Source organism: Hymenobacter coccineus, from assembly GCF_001816125.1.
Taxonomy (GTDB): domain Bacteria; phylum Bacteroidota; class Bacteroidia; order Cytophagales; family Hymenobacteraceae; genus Hymenobacter; species Hymenobacter coccineus.
The window spans coordinates 1-14,193 of sequence record NZ_MDZA01000406.1 but is presented as its reverse complement, the minus strand read 5'-3'; the positions used below and the strand labels follow the sequence as shown (position 1 = coordinate 14,193).

Sequence of the window (14,193 nt, the reverse complement as noted above, 5' to 3'; positions counted from 1 at the left end):
GCCATCAAAAAAGCTAATAGCTAGCAGCTAAAAGCTAAAAGCCGAAGACACATGGACGACAAAGAAGCCGCCGACGCCCTCGCGGCCCACTACCAGGCGCTGCGCCGCGAAATTGGCCAGGTGATTGTGGGGCAGGACGAGGTGGTGCGGCTGGTGCTCACGGCCGTGTTTGCTCAGGGCCACTGCCTGCTGGTGGGTGTGCCCGGCCTGGCCAAAACGCTGCTGATCCAGACCATTGCCGACGCGCTGGACCTATCGTTCAACCGCATCCAGTTCACGCCCGACCTGATGCCGAGCGACATTGTGGGTTCGGAGACGCTGACGCAGCAGCGCGAGTTTCAGTTCGTGAAGGGCCCCATCTTCGCCAACCTTGTGCTGGCCGATGAGATTAATCGCACGCCGCCCAAAACCCAGGCCGCCCTGCTCGAAAGCATGCAGGAGTACGCCGTGACCGTGGCTGGGCAGCGCTACCCGCTGGCGCGCCCGTTCTTCGTGCTGGCCACCCAAAACCCCATCGAGCAGGAAGGCACCTACCCGCTGCCCGAGGCCCAGCTCGACCGCTTCATGTTCAATGTGCAGCTCGGCTACCCTAGTTACGCCGAGGAGCTGAACATCGTGAAGAACACCACCGCCGACCGCCAGCACACGGTGAGCAAGGTGCTGACGGCCGCCCAAATTCAGGCCTACCAGGCCTTGGTGCGCCGCGTGCCCGTGGCCGACAACGTGGTGGAATACGCGGTGAGCCTGGTGCACAAAACCCGCCCCCAGGGCGAACGCGCCGCCCCGCGGGCCCAGCAGCTGCTGGAGTGGGGTGCGGGGCCCCGGGCCTCGCAGTATCTAGTGGTGGCTGCTAAGTGCAACGCCCTCATCAGCGGCAAGTACTCGCCCGATATTGAGGATGTGCGCGCCGTGGCCCTGCCCATCCTGCGCCACCGCCTTGTGCGCAACTTCAAAGCCGAAGCCGAGGGCGTGACGGTCGAGCAGATTATTAAAGAATTATTGTAGCATTTCAGAACGTCATGCTGAGCGCAGCTGAAGCATCTCTCCCGCAGCAGTAATCTTAGTTAGTTGAGCAGTAGAGATGCTTCGGCTGCGCTCAGCATGACGTTCTTTTTTCCCGCTAAAAAAATGGAATCCCAAGCCTACTACCAGCAATTTGAGCGTAACGTGCGCATCATCCTCGACGCTATGGCCGCTGGGCTCGATTTGCGTTCTACGTCCCTCGAAACCAGCTTGCCCATTGAGGTGTACGTGCTGAGTGAGGTGCTGAACCAAGGCGCCGGCGAGCAATTCCGCCTTAGCACCGAGGGCGTGGCCCGGCTGGGCGAGTTCGAGCAGCAGTTCATGCAGCACGAGGGCCCCGCGCTGGCCGCCGTCCGGCACATCCTGGCCGACAAGCGGGCCCTGATGGCCACCCCTGAAGGCCGCGTGTTGACCAAGGAAATGCTCATCCGCCGCCTCGAATTCTTCAACGAAGCCGCCCGCCAGGTGAACGTGATGCGCACGCAGCACATGCTGGGCAGCCCCCGGCAGTACGCCGGACAATAGGCCCTAGCTTTTTAAAACGCCAGAAGCCGGCTGCTCGTGGAGCAGCTGGCTTCTGGCGTTTTAAAGCAGATGAAGAGCGATGTAATTATTTGCTATACTTCAGCCGCAGAATATAATCCAACTACATATGCATCAATATTTATTTTTTCTCTTATACCATTATTAGCAAGCATATTATAAAAATATTAATACCACACAAAGCACGCAAATTGGGCAGCAAATTTCATTAGCTGAGAGATAGAATATATGTATGTTTGATGAATATAAACTGGTGCTGTAGTTACTTCTATCCTTTCTCTTTCTACCGATGAATTCCAAGCTTCTCTTCTACCCCGCCTTGTTGCTTATGCTAGGCAGCGAGTGCAAGCACGACGCCTCAGTGCCGCCACTCGCTGACCCATTGAGTTTATTACCAGCTGAAACCCAGACCGGAACTGGCACCTTCGGTTGCCTCGTCAATGGCAAGGCATATACGACAGCTTCATGTATTAAATGCAATGGGGACTGGCAAGGAATTAACACACTAGCAATAAATGGGAACACAAATGCCAATTCGGATTTTCATGGTGAATTATTTACTGCTAGTATGTTGATAAATGGCACATTACGAAGTGGCCAAAATTTCAACTTAGCTACTCTCCAACAATCTCCAAATCCGACTAATAATCAATTTGTAGCGAATGCTGTAGCCGGCAGCAAACCGTGTGTTTATGAAGGCAACTACGTCAAGACGGGCAGAGTCGAGTTAACCAAATTCGACGGCGTGGCCCGCGTGGCGGCTGGCCGATTTGCTTTCACCCTCTACGAGCCCGGCGGCTGCGACACGTTGCGCGTGACGGACGGACGGTTCGATGTCAAATTTTAACTGCTTCCCTAACTCTTTCCTCTATACCCATGAAAGCTGAAACGCAAAAAAGGCCGGCAACCCACACTGGGTTACCGGCCTTTTCTATAAACTGGGGCCCCTACGCTTTCGCCGCGGCCAGCGTGGCCATGTCGATGACGTAGCGGTAGGGCACTTTACCTTTTTCTACATCGCTGAAAGCCTGGTTGATGTTCTGGATGTCAATCAGTTCCACGTCGGCTGTGATGCCGTGCTCGCCGCAGAAGTCGAGCACTTCCTGGGTTTCGGCGAGGCTGCCGATGAATGAGCCGGCCACGCTGCGGCGCTTGCTGGCCACCAGCATGTTGTTGGTGCCCGCGGCCAGCGGCTCCAGCACTCCTACCAGCACGATGTTGCCGTCGCGCTTCAGCAGCTCGATGTACGGGTTCACGTCGTGCGGCTCAGGAATGGTGCTGAGGATGAAGTCGAACTTATCCGCGTGCTTGGTCATGGCCGCGGCGTCTTTCGAGTAAATCACGTCGTGGGCCCCTATTTCCCGGGCGCGGTCTTCCTTGTCCTTCGAAGTGGTGATGACGGTTACCTCCGCGCCCAGGGCCACGGCTATTTTCACGGCCACGTGGCCGAGGCCACCGAGGCCCACGATGGCCACTTTCTGGCCGGGGCCCACTTTCCAGTGCTTCAGCGGCGAGTAAGTCGTCACGCCGGCGCACAGCAGCGGGGCCACGCCTTGCAGCCGGGCCTTCAGGCTGGCGGGCACGGTCAGCACGAATTTCTCGGTTACCACCATGTGGTCCGAGTAGCCGCCGTAGGTATTGGTGCCGTCGGGCTTGAAGGGGCCATTGTAAGTGGCCAGCATGCCGTTTTCGCAGTACTGCTCCTCGCCCTCGGCGCAGGAAGCGCAGTGCTGGCACGAGTCGACCATGCAGCCCACGCCCACTAGGTCGCCCACTTGGTGCTTGGTTACTTTGTTGCCCACGGCCGTGACGCGGCCCACAATTTCGTGGCCCGGCACGCAGGGGTACAGCGAATTTTTCCAGTCGTTGCGCACTTGGTGCACGTCAGAGTGGCACACGCCGCAGTATTCAATGTGGATGGCCACGTCGTGGGCCCCGGGGGAGCGGCGCTCGAAATGGAAGGGAACTAGCTTAGCTTTAGCGCTTTTGGCAGCGTAGCCGATGGCAGCAGACATAGGGATGGGGTTGGTTTTGGAAATAGGGCGGCGGAGCCCGCGGCCGAAGCAGCGGGGTTACTTTGTACTCCTGCGCCCCGCGCCGGGTTGCCGCGGCGGGGCTCATTGCCATCCGTTTGCCCGGGGCCCTCGCGGCCAATTAGGGCCCCGGCGCGCTACTGCCGGGTGGTTTTTACCGTAAGCAAAGCCATGCCGCTGCCGCGTACCCCTTTGCTTACCGACCGCCTGCTGCTGCGCCCCTACGAAGCGGCCGACGCCGCCGATTTTTTTGCCCTGCTCCAGCATAACCGCCCCCGCCTGCACACTTCCTTCCCCGACCGCCTGCGCACCGTGCCCACCATCGCAGAGGCCCCCGGGGCCCTGGCCGCCTTCGCCGCCGACTGGCACAGCGGGCGCTTCTACGTGCTGGGCATCTGGCTGCGCGCCACCGGCGCGTATCTCGGCGATATTTGCCTGATGCCCCAGAGCGACGGGCAATCCGAAATTGGCTACTACCTGGCCCGCGAAGCCGAGGGCTACGGCTACGCCCGTGAGGCCCTGGCCGCGGTGTGCAGCTTTGGCTTCGGGCCCGTGGCCAGCCGCCGCCTGCTCATCCGCTGCTTCGCCGACAACGCCCGGGGCCAGGCCGTGGCCCTGGCCGCTGGCTTCCGCCTCGAAAAGCCTGCCCCCCGCCGCTCCTGGTTCCGCAACGCCGACACCGTGGGCCGCATCTACCGCTTCGTGCAGGAGCGATGAATGAGTGAATCGGTGAATGAGTGAGTTGGCGAATAGTGGGTAGGTGATTATGTAGCGGAACCCGTACAACCACGCTGTGCTTGGTCTTGCGTATGCTGCACTCGGGGCCCCTGGGGCAAGACCAAGCACAGCTTGGTGGTACGAGTGCGCGCCGCCCCTGGGGCCCCAGATTCACCAACTCACTCATTCACCAATGCACTACTGCTGCCCCGCGCGTGCGCGCCGCCCCACATTACCCAGCAGCCATTCCTGCCGGAAGTTAAGGTAGAAGCCGAACGAGAAATCCAGCAGCTGCTTGTTGAAATCGTACACAGGCTCGACGCGCACCGTGAGGGCGGCCGCGTCGGAAATGCGGAAGTCGCGCAGCAGACGTACCAGCAGCAGCCGGCGCTCGGCGTCGGTGAAGCCCGGCGTGCCGTAGCGCGAGGCAATGGACTGGTAGTAATTGCCGCCCAGCGGGGCAAAAAACTGGTGCCCCTGCCAGTAGCTCAGCATCACGTCGAGGTAGCGGGTTTCGAGCGTGCCGTTGAGGTACAGGCCGTTGCCGGTTTGGTAAGGCAGCCGGTAGTTTGCAAACGAGTGGTCGTCGAACAGCAGGCCGTAGGCGTTCAGCCGCACCGCTTGCAAGGTGCGGCCCCGCAGCGGCACCCGCGCCACCACGCCCGTGGCGTAGTTAAACAGCGTTTGGATGGGCGCGCGCAGCGTATCAATCTGCCCGCCCGCGTGCCGGGCCGTGAACTGCAAGGGCACGGACACGTCCACTGGGGCCCCGGGCCGGGTGAGGCGCAAGCTGCCGCTGAGGCCCCCGGCAATCTGCTCCTGGAAGTTGCTGCCGGCGTACTCCTGCTTCAGCCAGTCCACCCACACATCCACCGTGGCGCGCTTGGTATTCAGCCGGTACTGCAAGCCTTCCTCCAGTGGCTTCAATATCACGCGCTCAAAATCGAGCAGCGGCTCGATGTAGCCGTGGTTGAGGTTCGCCCGAATGTTGCCGAAGATGAACTGGTGGGGCCCGTGCGTCCAGGTGGCGCGGTAGGTGGGCCGCACCTGCCGCAGCGCGGGGGTGCCAAAATCCTTCCACAGAAACACGCCGGCCTCCAGGCGCAGCTCCTTGGTGGGGTAATAAACCAGTTGCGGGTTGTGCTGCGTACCAAACAGCGTGTAGCCCTCCACAATGTCGTTGAAGTACTCGTTGTCCTTGAAAAACGTGAAGGCGTTGAGGGAAATGCGCAAGTCGCCAGCCTGGGGCGCGGCCTGCGTCGCCGCCGTATCAGCATCTTCGGCGAGCAGCGCGGGGGTTTTGCCAAACTTGGTGCGGCCCGGCTCAGGCGAAGTAAATGCCCGATTGTCCAGCTGGGCCTGGGCCTGACCGGCCGTAACCAGCAGGGCCCCAACGGCTACTAAAATTCTTAGAAGATTACACATAAATTTCTAATCCCAATGGCACAAAAACGGGGGCCCCGGTGTTAGAAAAAGCCGCCCAAAAACAGTAGTATTGCAAGCCTTGCGTTTGTGCATATACACTGGGCGCAACCCGCCAAAACCCCTTAACTTTACTCAAACGTAATTCCTTTTTCCCAACTCCCTCCCACATGGCATTTGCAACCTCCAAGGCCCCCAAAGCCGAAAAAGTCGATAAACCCGACAAGGCCGAGAAAGGCGAAGTAAACGTCGCTGCTGAGAAGATGAAGGCCCTCCAGCTCACCCTCGACAAGCTGGACAAAGCCTACGGCAAAGGCACGGTGATGAAGCTCTCCGACAACAAGGTGGGCGATATTCCAAGCATTAGCACGGGCTCACTTTCGCTCGATATTGCCCTGGGCATTGGCGGGGTGCCCCGCGGCCGCGTGGTGGAAATCTACGGCCCCGAGTCGTCGGGCAAAACGACCCTGACGATGCACATGATTGCCGAAGCGCAGAAGAAAGGCGGCATGGCCGCGTTCATCGACGCCGAGCACGCCTTCGATAAATCCTACGCCGAAAAGCTCGGCATTGACACCACCAACCTGCTCATCGCCCAGCCCGACAACGGCGAGCAGGCCCTCGAAATTGCCGACCAGCTCATCAGCTCCGGCGCCATCGACATCATAGTAATTGACTCCGTGGCCGCCCTCGTGCCCAAAGGCGAACTCGAAGGCGACATGGGCGACTCGAAAGTGGGCCTCCACGCCCGCCTCATGAGCCAGGCCCTGCGCAAGCTCACCGGCACCATCAACAAAACCGGCTGCTGCTGCGTGTTCATCAACCAGCTCCGCGAGAAAATCGGCGTGATGTTCGGCTCGCCTGAAACCACGACCGGCGGCAACGCCTTGAAATTCTACGCCTCGGTGCGCCTTGATATCCGCCGCATCGGCCAAATCAAGGAGGACAAGGACAACGTAACCGGCAACCGCACCAAGGTGAAGGTGGTGAAAAACAAAGTTGCGCCGCCCTTCAAAGTGGTCGAGTTTGACATCATCTACGGCCAGGGCATTAGCAAAGTGGGCGAGATTGTGGACCTCGGCGTGGACATGGGCATCATCGGCAAGTCGGGCTCGTGGTTCAACTACGGCGAGACCAAGATTGGCCAGGGCCGCGAGGCCGTGAAAACTTTGCTGCTCGACAACCCCGAGCTGGCCGACGAAATCGAAGCCAAAATCCGGGCCATGGCCAAGGGCGACGAGGACGTTATTCCCGTGGACCTGACCATTGTGGAAGACGGCGAAGACACGCTGTAAAAAGAGTTAAAAGTTTTGAGTTAAAAGTTAAATTGCTTTTTTAACTTTTAACTCAAAACTTTTAACTTATCAAAGTACAAAGGCCCGCTGCAATCCGCAGCGGGCCTTTTCGCGTTTTTATTTGGGGGCTGGCATTGCATTTGTCTAACATCGGCCGTTGGTTACGCCTTAGCTTTACCCCTACTGCCTGCTCTATGCGCCGCTGGATTTACGCTGCTCCGTTTGCTTTGCTGCTCCTAGCTGCCCAATCGGCCGCAGGGCCCGGCGAGGCCGTGCGCTACCTGCCGCAGGCCAGCTTCGGGCGTGGGGAGGTCATCAATTACAAGGTGCACTACGGCCTCATCAACGCCGCCGAGGCCACTGTGGAAACCAGTGGGGCCCTGGAGCGCGTAGCCGACCGCCCCTGCTACAAAGCCACCGTGAGCGGGCGCACCATCGGCTCGTTCGACTTCTTTCTGCGCATTCGCGACCAGTGGCGGGCCTACATCGACACGGCCAGCATCTTGCCAATGCGGGCCCAGCGCGACATCACGGAGAAGGGCTACCACAAGAAGGAAACCGTGGATTTTGACCAGTTCCGCGCTGTGGCCGACGTGCAAGACCACAACAAGGAGAACCCCACCCGCACCTCGGTGAAGGTGGCCAACAACTGCCTGGAACTGGTGAGCGGCTTTTACTTTCTGCGCACCCTCAACCTGGAGCGCATGCGCCCGGGCGAATGCGTGAAAATGCCGGCCTACTTCGACGGCTCCAACTTCCTGCTCGAAGTGGTGTACAAGGGCCGCGAAACCGTGGAAACCAAGGCCGGCACGGTGCGCGCGTTTAAGCTGGTGCCCAAAATGCCGGCCAACAAGATTTTTAAGGGCGAAAACGCCATCTCGGTCTACCTCTCCGATGACCGCAACAAGATTCCGGTGCTCTTCCAGGCCGAGCTGTTTGTGGGCGCTGTGAAGGTGGACATGTACGAGTACCGCGGCCTCCGCAGCCGCCTGAACCTGGTGCGCTAACCCGCCGTGGGGCCCCGGGCCCGCGTCACACAAACGTAACACTGCCTTGGCGCAACCCGGCGGTAATTTTGGGGCAACATTCTACCTAAGCCCCCGCGCCATGAGCACTGCGAAACCGCCCGTTTACAAAGTTCTGGTGGTCGACGACGACCCGGACATTGTGGAGTTGCTGGAATTCAACCTGAAAAAGGAGGGCTACCTCACCGCCTCGGCTGGCGACGGCCGCCAGGCCCTGGAAGTGGCCGCCACGTTCGGCCCCGACATCATCCTGCTCGACGTGATGATGCCCCACCTAGACGGCATTGCCGCCTGCCGCCTGCTGCGCGAGCAGCCCCGGTTCAAGGACACCTACATCCTGTTCCTGACGGCCCGCGCCGAGGAGTTTTCTGAAGTGGCCGCCTTCGACGCCGGAGCCGACGACTTCATCGCCAAGCCCATCAAGCCTAGGGCCCTGCTCAGCCGCCTGGCCGCCCTCAAGCGCCGCGACCAGGACCCCCACGCCGCCGTGGAAGCCATCGAAATCAACGGCTTGCGCATCGATCGCACTGGCTTTGCCGTGTACCAGGAGGGCCGCAAAATCACGCTCCCCAAGAAGGAATTTGAGCTGCTGGCCTTCCTGGCCGCCGCGCCCCACAAGGTGTTCAACCGCGAAGAGCTGCTCCAAAATATCTGGGGCAACGACGTGTTCGTGCTGGCCCGCACCGTAGACGTGCACGTGCGCAAAGTGCGCGAAAAGGTGGGCGACCACCACATCCAAACCATCAAGGGCGTGGGCTACCGCTTCAACGCGGACTAGATTTGGTGTGAGAATGTGAGAAGGTGGAGGAATGTGAAAATGTGCTAAAACGGCTGGGACCGACATTTTTCATATTTTCACATTCCTCACATCCAGCACATTAAACCCATGAATTTCTCCTCCCGCACCGTTGCCATCCTCATTGCGCTGCTGGTGGCGGGCGTGCTCACGGCGTGCGCGCTGGTGGTGCCGGGCCTGCCGCAGCGCGAGGCTTTTTTAGCCGGCGGTATCACGGTGGCGGCGTGCTTCCTGCTGGTGTACCTGACGTTTGAGGCCCTGATTTTCCGGGAAATCAATGGCATCTACGCCGGCCTGGAACACATCAAGCGCAAGGAGTTCAAGAAGCTGAGCAACAAGTTTTTGTTCCGGCCCGAGCCGGTGAAGCGGGTGCGCGACGAGATACTGCAAATGGCCGAGCGCCGGCAGCAGGAGATTGACGAATTGAAACGCCTCCAGGCCCTGCGCCGCGAGTTCCTGGCCGACGTATCGCACGAGCTAAAAACGCCGCTCTTCGCCGCCCAGGGCTTTGTGCACACCGTGCTCGACGCCGAGGGCCCCGGCGACATCGACCCCGCCACCCGGCACAAGTTCCTCACCAAAGCCGCCACCAGCCTCGACACGCTCGACGCGCTGATCCAGGATTTGGTCACGATTTCGCAGCTCGAGCAGGGCGTGGTGCGCCTGCGCCGCCAGCGTTTCGACCTCGTGGTGCTGGTGCGCGAAATATTTGAGTTGGTGGAAGAAAAGGCCCGCCGCCGCGGCACCACCCTGGAGCTGCTGCCGCCCAAGTATGCCGCCGTGGGCCTCGCCGTGGTGGCCGACCGCAACCGCATCCGCCAGGTGCTCATCAACCTGATTGACAACGCCGTGAAGTACGGCCGCGACCAGGGCCAGGTGCGCGTGTCGCTGGTGGAAAGCAACCGCGGCGTGCGCATCGTGGTGCGCGACGACGGCCCCGGCATCGCCCCGGAGCACCAGGCCCGCATCTTCGAGCGCTTCTACCGCATCGACAAAAGCCGTTCGCGTGATTCGGGCGGCTCGGGGCTGGGGCTGGCCATCAGCAAGCACATCGTGGAGGCCCACAAATCGAGCATTAGGGTGAAGAGCGCCGCGGGCGAGGGCACCACCATGGAGTTCAAATTGGCCAAACCCAAGGTGGGGCCCGGGGCCCCCTGGCCCGGGGCGGGGCCCCCGGCCGTACCTTTGGGCCCCTTATGAAGCTCCCGAATTTCGCTGATCTTATCCTGTTTGAAAGCGACGATTACCTCGTCGTCAACAAGCCGCCCTTCCTTGCCACGCTCGACGAGCGGGTGGGCGGGGCCCCCAACATGCTGCGCATGGCCCGCCAGCACTACGACGACATCCAGGCCGCCCACCGCCTCGACCGCGACACCAGCGGAGCCCTGGCCTTCGCCAAACACCCCGAGGCCTACCGCCACCTGGCCATGCAGTTTGAGAACCGGGAGGTGAAAAAGCAGTACCACGCCGTTGTCTGGGGCACCCCGCGTCTGGAGCACCAGCTGGTAGACCGCCACATCGAAACCACCACCCGCGGCAAGGCCCGCCTCGCTTACAGAGGCAAGGAGGCCGAAACTTACTTCACTACCCTCGACACTTACACCCGACACGCCCTGGTACTGGCCGAACCCGTGACGGGCAGGATGCACCAGATCCGGCTGCACTTGCAGTACCTCCAGGCCCCCATTGTGGGCGACGGGATGTACGGCGGGGAGGATTTTTTCCTCTCGTCGCTCAAAAAGAAGTTCAACCTCAAGGAGGGCGAAACCGAGCAGCCATTCATCAAGCGCTTCGCCCTGCACGCCATGCGCCTGCAATTCGCGGGCCTCGGGGGCGAAGAAATTGCGGTAGAAGCCCCCTACCCCAAGGACTTCCGGGTGCTGGTGGACGTGCTGGCCCAGAACCGCTAGGGCCCCAGGGGCCCCGGCGCAGAGGGCGGCTCGGCCCGCAAGTGCCCCAGGTCGGAACGGGGCATTGGCAGCACTGGGGCAGCGCAGAAGTTTTGCGAGCAGAACACAAACGCCACTGCAACCAGCAGCCCCGGCGGCGGTAGCTCGTGGGCCACGCGGCCGGAGCCAGCAAAAGCCCCGGGGCGGTGCCAAACGGGGCCCGGGAACGGGGGCAGTGGGCGGGAAAGGCGTGCGAGAGCCGGGCCCCCGCAAGACAAAATCCTGAATACTACTTGGTAATCTGCGCAGAAAAAGGTACCTTTGTGTCCGTTTTTCCCGAAGCCCAACCGGCTTCGGGTTTATTTTCAATTGTTTAGCCTACCTATATTTCCGACTCATGGACCACCTGAGCTTCAAGACGACCCACGTCAACAAGGCCAACGCCCAGAAAAGCTGGGTTATCGTCGACGCCAGCGTAGCCCCGCTGGGCCGCGTGTGCAGCCAGATTGCCAACATTTTGCGCGGCAAGCACAAGCCTTCTTTCACGCCTAACGCCGACTGCGGCGACAATGTGATTGTCCTCAACGCTGACCAGGTGCGCCTGACGGGCAAGAAGATGACCGAGAAGGTATACATCTCGCACTCGGGCTACCCCGGCGGCCAAAAGCGTCGCACCGTGCGCGAGCAAATGAACCGCGATTCGCGCCGCGTAATCGAGCACGCCGTAAAAGGTATGCTGCAAGGCAACAAGCTGGGCGCCGCCCAATACCGCAACATGTACGTGTACGCCGGTACCGAGCATCCGCACGAGGCCCAGCAGCCCCAACCCATCGAACTCACCAACCTGTAGGCCAACGACGGCCCCAGGCCTTTTTATTATTCACTAAATGGCGATTACCAACACCTCTGGTAGAAGAAAAACCTCGGTGGCCCGCATTTACATGCAGGCCGGGCAAGGGAATATCACTATCAACGACCGGGACATGAAAACGTACTTCAGCAACGAGTTGCTGGAAAACGTCGTGAACCAACCCCTCACCCTCCTTGAGCAAGTCGGCCAGTACGACATCAAAGTGAACGTGAAAGGCGGCGGCATTTCGGCCCAGGCCGAAGCCATCCGTTTGGCCATCACCAAGGCTTTGGTGAGCAACAACGAGGAAACTCGTCCGGCGCTGAAAAAAGAAGGTTTCCTGACCCGCGACCCCCGGATGGTGGAACGCAAGAAGTTCGGCAAGCGCAAAGCCCGTCGTTCGTTCCAGTTCTCGAAACGCTAAAACCAGGAGGACCTTTATCATGGCTCAGACAACCTATAAAGACCTGCTCGAAGCAGGCTCGCATTTTGGTCACCTCACCCGCAAGTGGGACCCCAAAATGGCGCCGTACATCTTCATGGAGAAGAACGGCATCCACATCATCGACCTGAATAAGACGCTGGTTTCGCTGGAGTACGCCTCCACCGCCATCCGCAACATTGCTAAAAGCGGCCGCAAAATCATGTTTGTGGCCACCAAAAAGCAGGCTCAGGAGATTGTGACCACCGAAGCCGAGCGCCTAAAGATGCCCTTCGTCACCGACCGGTGGCTGGGGGGCATGCTCACCAACTTCGCCACGGTGCGCAAGTCGCTGAAGAAAATGTCGACCATCGACAAGATGGTGAAAGAGAACACGGCTTATGCCGCTCTTGCCAAGCGCGAGAAGCTGATGATGTCGCGTGAGCGCGCCAAGCTCGACCGCGTGCTGGGTGGCATCGCCGACCTCGGCCGCCTGCCCGCCGCCCTGTTCGTGGTGGACGTGAAGCGCGAGCACATCGCCGTGAAAGAAGCTCAGAAGTTGGGCATTCCGGTGTTCGCTATGTGCGATACTAACTCGAACCCCGAGCTGGTGCAGTTCCCGATTCCTGCCAACGACGACGCTTCGAAGTCGATCCAGCTCATCGTGGGCGTGATCGGCAAGGCGATTGAAGAAGGCCTGTCGGAGCGCAAGGTGGACAAGGAGGACGCCGACCGCAAGGAGGCCGACGAAGCCGCCATTGCCGAGAAAACTGCTGCCGACGAGGAATAAGCGCCTTTTCGCTCTTTGAAAGAAGGGGACCTTCGCGAAGCAGTTGGCTCCGGGGGTTCCCTTCTTCTATTTGATTCTACACCCAACCACAACTTACTCTAATGGCCGCAATTACCGCCGCAGACGTAAACAAGCTCCGCACCATGACCGGTGCGGGCATGATGGATTGCAAAAAAGCCCTCGTGGAAGCCGACGGCGACTTCGAAGCCGCTCGCGACATCCTGCGCAAGCACGGCCAGAAAATCGCTGACAAGCGTGCTGAAAACGAAACGTCGGAGGGCCTAGTGCTCGTGAACGTGAGCGAAGACAGCACCACTGGCAAACTGGTGGCCCTTGCCTGCGAAACCGAATCGGTAGCCAAAGTGGCTAACTTCCGCGAGCTGGCCCAGCAAATCTTGGACACGGCTGTGCGCACCAACGCCGGCACCAAGGAAGACCTACTGGCCGCCACGGCCGCCGACGGCCGCACCGTGCAAGAGCACGTGACGGACCTGATGGGCAAAATCGGCGAGAAGCTGGACGTGACCTACGCCACGCTGACCGCTGAGAAAGTGGCTTCGTACGTGCACTCCGACAGCAAAAAAGGCGTGCTCGTGGGCCTGAAGAACGTGGGCAGCGCCGACACCGCTGAGGTGGGCCGCGACGTAGCCATGCAAATCGTGGCCATGAAGCCCGTTGCCGTGGACAAAGACGGCGTGGATTCGGCGACGGTGGAGCGCGAAATTGAAGTTGGCAAGGAGCAGGCGCGTGCCGAGGGCAAGCCCGAAGCCATGCTGGAGAAAATCGCTCAGGGCAAGCTCAACAAGTTCTACAAAGACAACACGCTCCTGAACCAGGAATTCGTGAAAGACAACTCGAAGACCATCGCCCAGCTACTCGACGGCACGTCGAAAGGCATGACGGTTTCGGACTTCAAGCGCGTGGTTATCGGCGCTTAATTGCCGCTTTTAGCCGAAGTAAAAGGTCCGCTGGCATTATGCTAGCGGACCTTTTTTGTTGACTTAATTGCAGTATGGATAACAAACATAAAGCAGCTTATCGAGGAATCCTGTACAACTTCCTTTTAAACATTCGCAGCATTCCTACTCCACTGACGGATGACAAACAAGCCATTGCTATTGGCAAATTTGCTGGTCCCGTGGCCTATCAGCTTCATAACCTAGCATTAGCTTCGGTCAATGACTTTATTGGTTTTGATGAAGCTCATTTCTGGGTTTCAATCGACGCTTTCAATCATAGAAATCCTGATTCTCAAATCACGCACTTTCGCATCCAATTCGAACGTGATTTACTTTTCAAGCACGCTAGTTAAAGCTATGCCCTTCAGGGCAAGACTTTAGTTGCTACTCCCTTTTGCGAGGTTGGTAGCTTTACGTGATGAAGCAGCGG

General features: G+C 59.7%; 16 protein-coding genes. 14 read left to right on the top strand and 2 right to left on the bottom strand.

The window, feature by feature from the left end; all coding sequences use genetic code 11:
* The first annotated feature begins 51 nt into the window (after positions 1-51).
* The 3 genes from BEN49_RS18545 to BEN49_RS27155 all read left to right on the top strand — a co-directional run bounded on the left by BEN49_RS18545 (position 52) and on the right by BEN49_RS27155 (position 2,413).
* Positions 52-1,005: an AAA family ATPase gene (locus BEN49_RS18545; protein WP_070745933.1), complete on the top strand. Its 954-nt coding sequence runs from the start codon at positions 52-54 to the stop codon at positions 1,003-1,005.
* A gap of 123 nt (positions 1,006-1,128) precedes the next feature.
* A complete protein-coding gene (locus BEN49_RS18540) occupies positions 1,129-1,548 on the top strand; it encodes a hypothetical protein (RefSeq protein WP_070745945.1) in 420 nt (139 codons plus the stop codon).
* 307 nt (positions 1,549-1,855) lie between these two features.
* Positions 1,856-2,413, top strand: a complete 558-nt coding sequence (locus tag BEN49_RS27155; protein ID WP_125917017.1) for a Riean_0653 family protein — start codon at positions 1,856-1,858, stop codon at positions 2,411-2,413.
* A gap of 100 nt (positions 2,414-2,513) precedes the next feature.
* Here the strand turns inward: BEN49_RS27155 and BEN49_RS18535 are convergent, their stop codons facing one another.
* Positions 2,514-3,581 carry an NAD(P)-dependent alcohol dehydrogenase gene (locus tag BEN49_RS18535; protein WP_070745932.1) on the bottom strand — a complete coding sequence of 356 codons (1,068 nt, stop codon included), beginning with the start codon at positions 3,579-3,581 and terminating at the stop codon, positions 2,514-2,516.
* Between the two features lie 210 nt (positions 3,582-3,791).
* On the opposite strand from BEN49_RS18535, the gene BEN49_RS18530 reads away from it, so the two are divergent.
* Positions 3,792-4,316, top strand: coding sequence for a GNAT family N-acetyltransferase (locus tag BEN49_RS18530; protein WP_158023005.1), 525 nt, complete (start codon positions 3,792-3,794; stop codon positions 4,314-4,316).
* A 198-nt stretch (positions 4,317-4,514) separates the two neighbouring features.
* Here the strand turns inward: BEN49_RS18530 and BEN49_RS18525 are convergent, their stop codons facing one another.
* The gene (locus BEN49_RS18525; protein ID WP_083326231.1) at positions 4,515-5,741 is read right to left on the bottom strand and encodes a lipid A deacylase; all 1,227 of its coding nucleotides are present in this window, start codon (positions 5,739-5,741) and stop codon (positions 4,515-4,517) included.
* A gap of 260 nt (positions 5,742-6,001) precedes the next feature.
* On the opposite strand from BEN49_RS18525, the gene recA reads away from it, so the two are divergent.
* From recA to BEN49_RS27150, 10 genes are all read left to right on the top strand, one after another.
* Entirely contained in the window at positions 6,002-7,033 is a 1,032-nt protein-coding gene (gene recA / locus BEN49_RS18520; RefSeq protein ID WP_070745943.1) for a recombinase RecA, read from the top strand.
* Positions 7,034-7,227: 194 nt separating this feature from the next.
* Complete coding sequence (locus tag BEN49_RS18515; RefSeq protein WP_070745930.1) at positions 7,228-8,040, top strand: DUF3108 domain-containing protein; 813 nt, start codon at positions 7,228-7,230, stop codon at positions 8,038-8,040.
* A gap of 100 nt (positions 8,041-8,140) precedes the next feature.
* Positions 8,141-8,836, top strand: a complete 696-nt coding sequence (locus BEN49_RS18510; RefSeq protein ID WP_070745929.1) for a response regulator transcription factor — start codon at positions 8,141-8,143, stop codon at positions 8,834-8,836.
* Positions 8,837-8,944: 108 nt separating this feature from the next.
* On the top strand, positions 8,945-10,054 hold the full coding sequence (locus BEN49_RS18505; protein ID WP_070745928.1) for a sensor histidine kinase: 1,110 nt from the start codon (positions 8,945-8,947) through the stop codon (positions 10,052-10,054).
* On the top strand, positions 10,051-10,764 hold the full coding sequence (locus BEN49_RS18500) for an RluA family pseudouridine synthase (RefSeq protein WP_070745927.1): 714 nt from the start codon (positions 10,051-10,053) through the stop codon (positions 10,762-10,764). The genes BEN49_RS18505 and BEN49_RS18500 overlap by 4 nt, the downstream gene beginning before the upstream one ends.
* A 376-nt stretch (positions 10,765-11,140) precedes the next feature.
* Positions 11,141-11,593, top strand: a complete 453-nt coding sequence (gene rplM / locus BEN49_RS18495) for a 50S ribosomal protein L13 (RefSeq protein WP_070745926.1) — start codon at positions 11,141-11,143, stop codon at positions 11,591-11,593.
* Positions 11,594-11,630: 37 nt separating this feature from the next.
* The gene (gene rpsI, locus BEN49_RS18490; protein ID WP_070745925.1) at positions 11,631-12,017 is read left to right on the top strand and encodes a 30S ribosomal protein S9; all 387 of its coding nucleotides are present in this window, start codon (positions 11,631-11,633) and stop codon (positions 12,015-12,017) included.
* 19 nt (positions 12,018-12,036) lie between these two features.
* Positions 12,037-12,804, top strand: coding sequence for a 30S ribosomal protein S2 (gene rpsB / locus BEN49_RS18485; RefSeq protein ID WP_068236152.1), 768 nt, complete (start codon positions 12,037-12,039; stop codon positions 12,802-12,804).
* Between the two features lie 101 nt (positions 12,805-12,905).
* Complete coding sequence (tsf, locus tag BEN49_RS18480; RefSeq protein ID WP_070745924.1) at positions 12,906-13,742, top strand: translation elongation factor Ts; 837 nt, start codon at positions 12,906-12,908, stop codon at positions 13,740-13,742.
* Between the two features lie 74 nt (positions 13,743-13,816).
* A complete protein-coding gene (locus tag BEN49_RS27150; protein ID WP_125917012.1) occupies positions 13,817-14,116 on the top strand; it encodes a hypothetical protein in 300 nt (99 codons plus the stop codon).
* The last annotated feature ends 77 nt before the right edge of the window (positions 14,117-14,193 follow it).

Excerpts from the sequence above, each read along its gene's own strand:
- recA (WP_070745943.1), top strand. The coding sequence starts at position 6,002 with ATGAAGGCCCTCCAGCTCACCCTCGACAAGCTGGACAAAGCCTACGGC.
- rpsB (WP_068236152.1), top strand. The coding sequence starts at position 12,037 with ATGGCTCAGACAACCTATAAAGACCTGCTCGAAGCAGGCTCGCATTTT.
- BEN49_RS18505 (WP_070745928.1), top strand. The coding sequence starts at position 8,945 with ATGAATTTCTCCTCCCGCACCGTTGCCATCCTCATTGCGCTGCTGGTG.
- rpsI (WP_070745925.1), top strand. The coding sequence starts at position 11,631 with ATGGCGATTACCAACACCTCTGGTAGAAGAAAAACCTCGGTGGCCCGC.
- rplM (WP_070745926.1), top strand. The coding sequence starts at position 11,141 with ATGGACCACCTGAGCTTCAAGACGACCCACGTCAACAAGGCCAACGCC.
- BEN49_RS18500 (WP_070745927.1), top strand. The coding sequence starts at position 10,051 with ATGAAGCTCCCGAATTTCGCTGATCTTATCCTGTTTGAAAGCGACGAT.
- BEN49_RS18540 (WP_070745945.1), top strand. The coding sequence starts at position 1,129 with ATGGAATCCCAAGCCTACTACCAGCAATTTGAGCGTAACGTGCGCATC.
- BEN49_RS18510 (WP_070745929.1), top strand. The coding sequence starts at position 8,141 with ATGAGCACTGCGAAACCGCCCGTTTACAAAGTTCTGGTGGTCGACGAC.
- BEN49_RS18515 (WP_070745930.1), top strand. The coding sequence starts at position 7,228 with ATGCGCCGCTGGATTTACGCTGCTCCGTTTGCTTTGCTGCTCCTAGCT.
- BEN49_RS18545 (WP_070745933.1), top strand. The coding sequence starts at position 52 with ATGGACGACAAAGAAGCCGCCGACGCCCTCGCGGCCCACTACCAGGCG.
- BEN49_RS18535 (WP_070745932.1), bottom strand. The coding sequence starts at position 3,581 with ATGTCTGCTGCCATCGGCTACGCTGCCAAAAGCGCTAAAGCTAAGCTA.
- BEN49_RS27155 (WP_125917017.1), top strand. The coding sequence starts at position 1,856 with ATGAATTCCAAGCTTCTCTTCTACCCCGCCTTGTTGCTTATGCTAGGC.
- tsf (WP_070745924.1), top strand. The coding sequence starts at position 12,906 with ATGGCCGCAATTACCGCCGCAGACGTAAACAAGCTCCGCACCATGACC.
- BEN49_RS27150 (WP_125917012.1), top strand. The coding sequence starts at position 13,817 with ATGGATAACAAACATAAAGCAGCTTATCGAGGAATCCTGTACAACTTC.
- BEN49_RS18525 (WP_083326231.1), bottom strand. The coding sequence starts at position 5,741 with ATGTGTAATCTTCTAAGAATTTTAGTAGCCGTTGGGGCCCTGCTGGTT.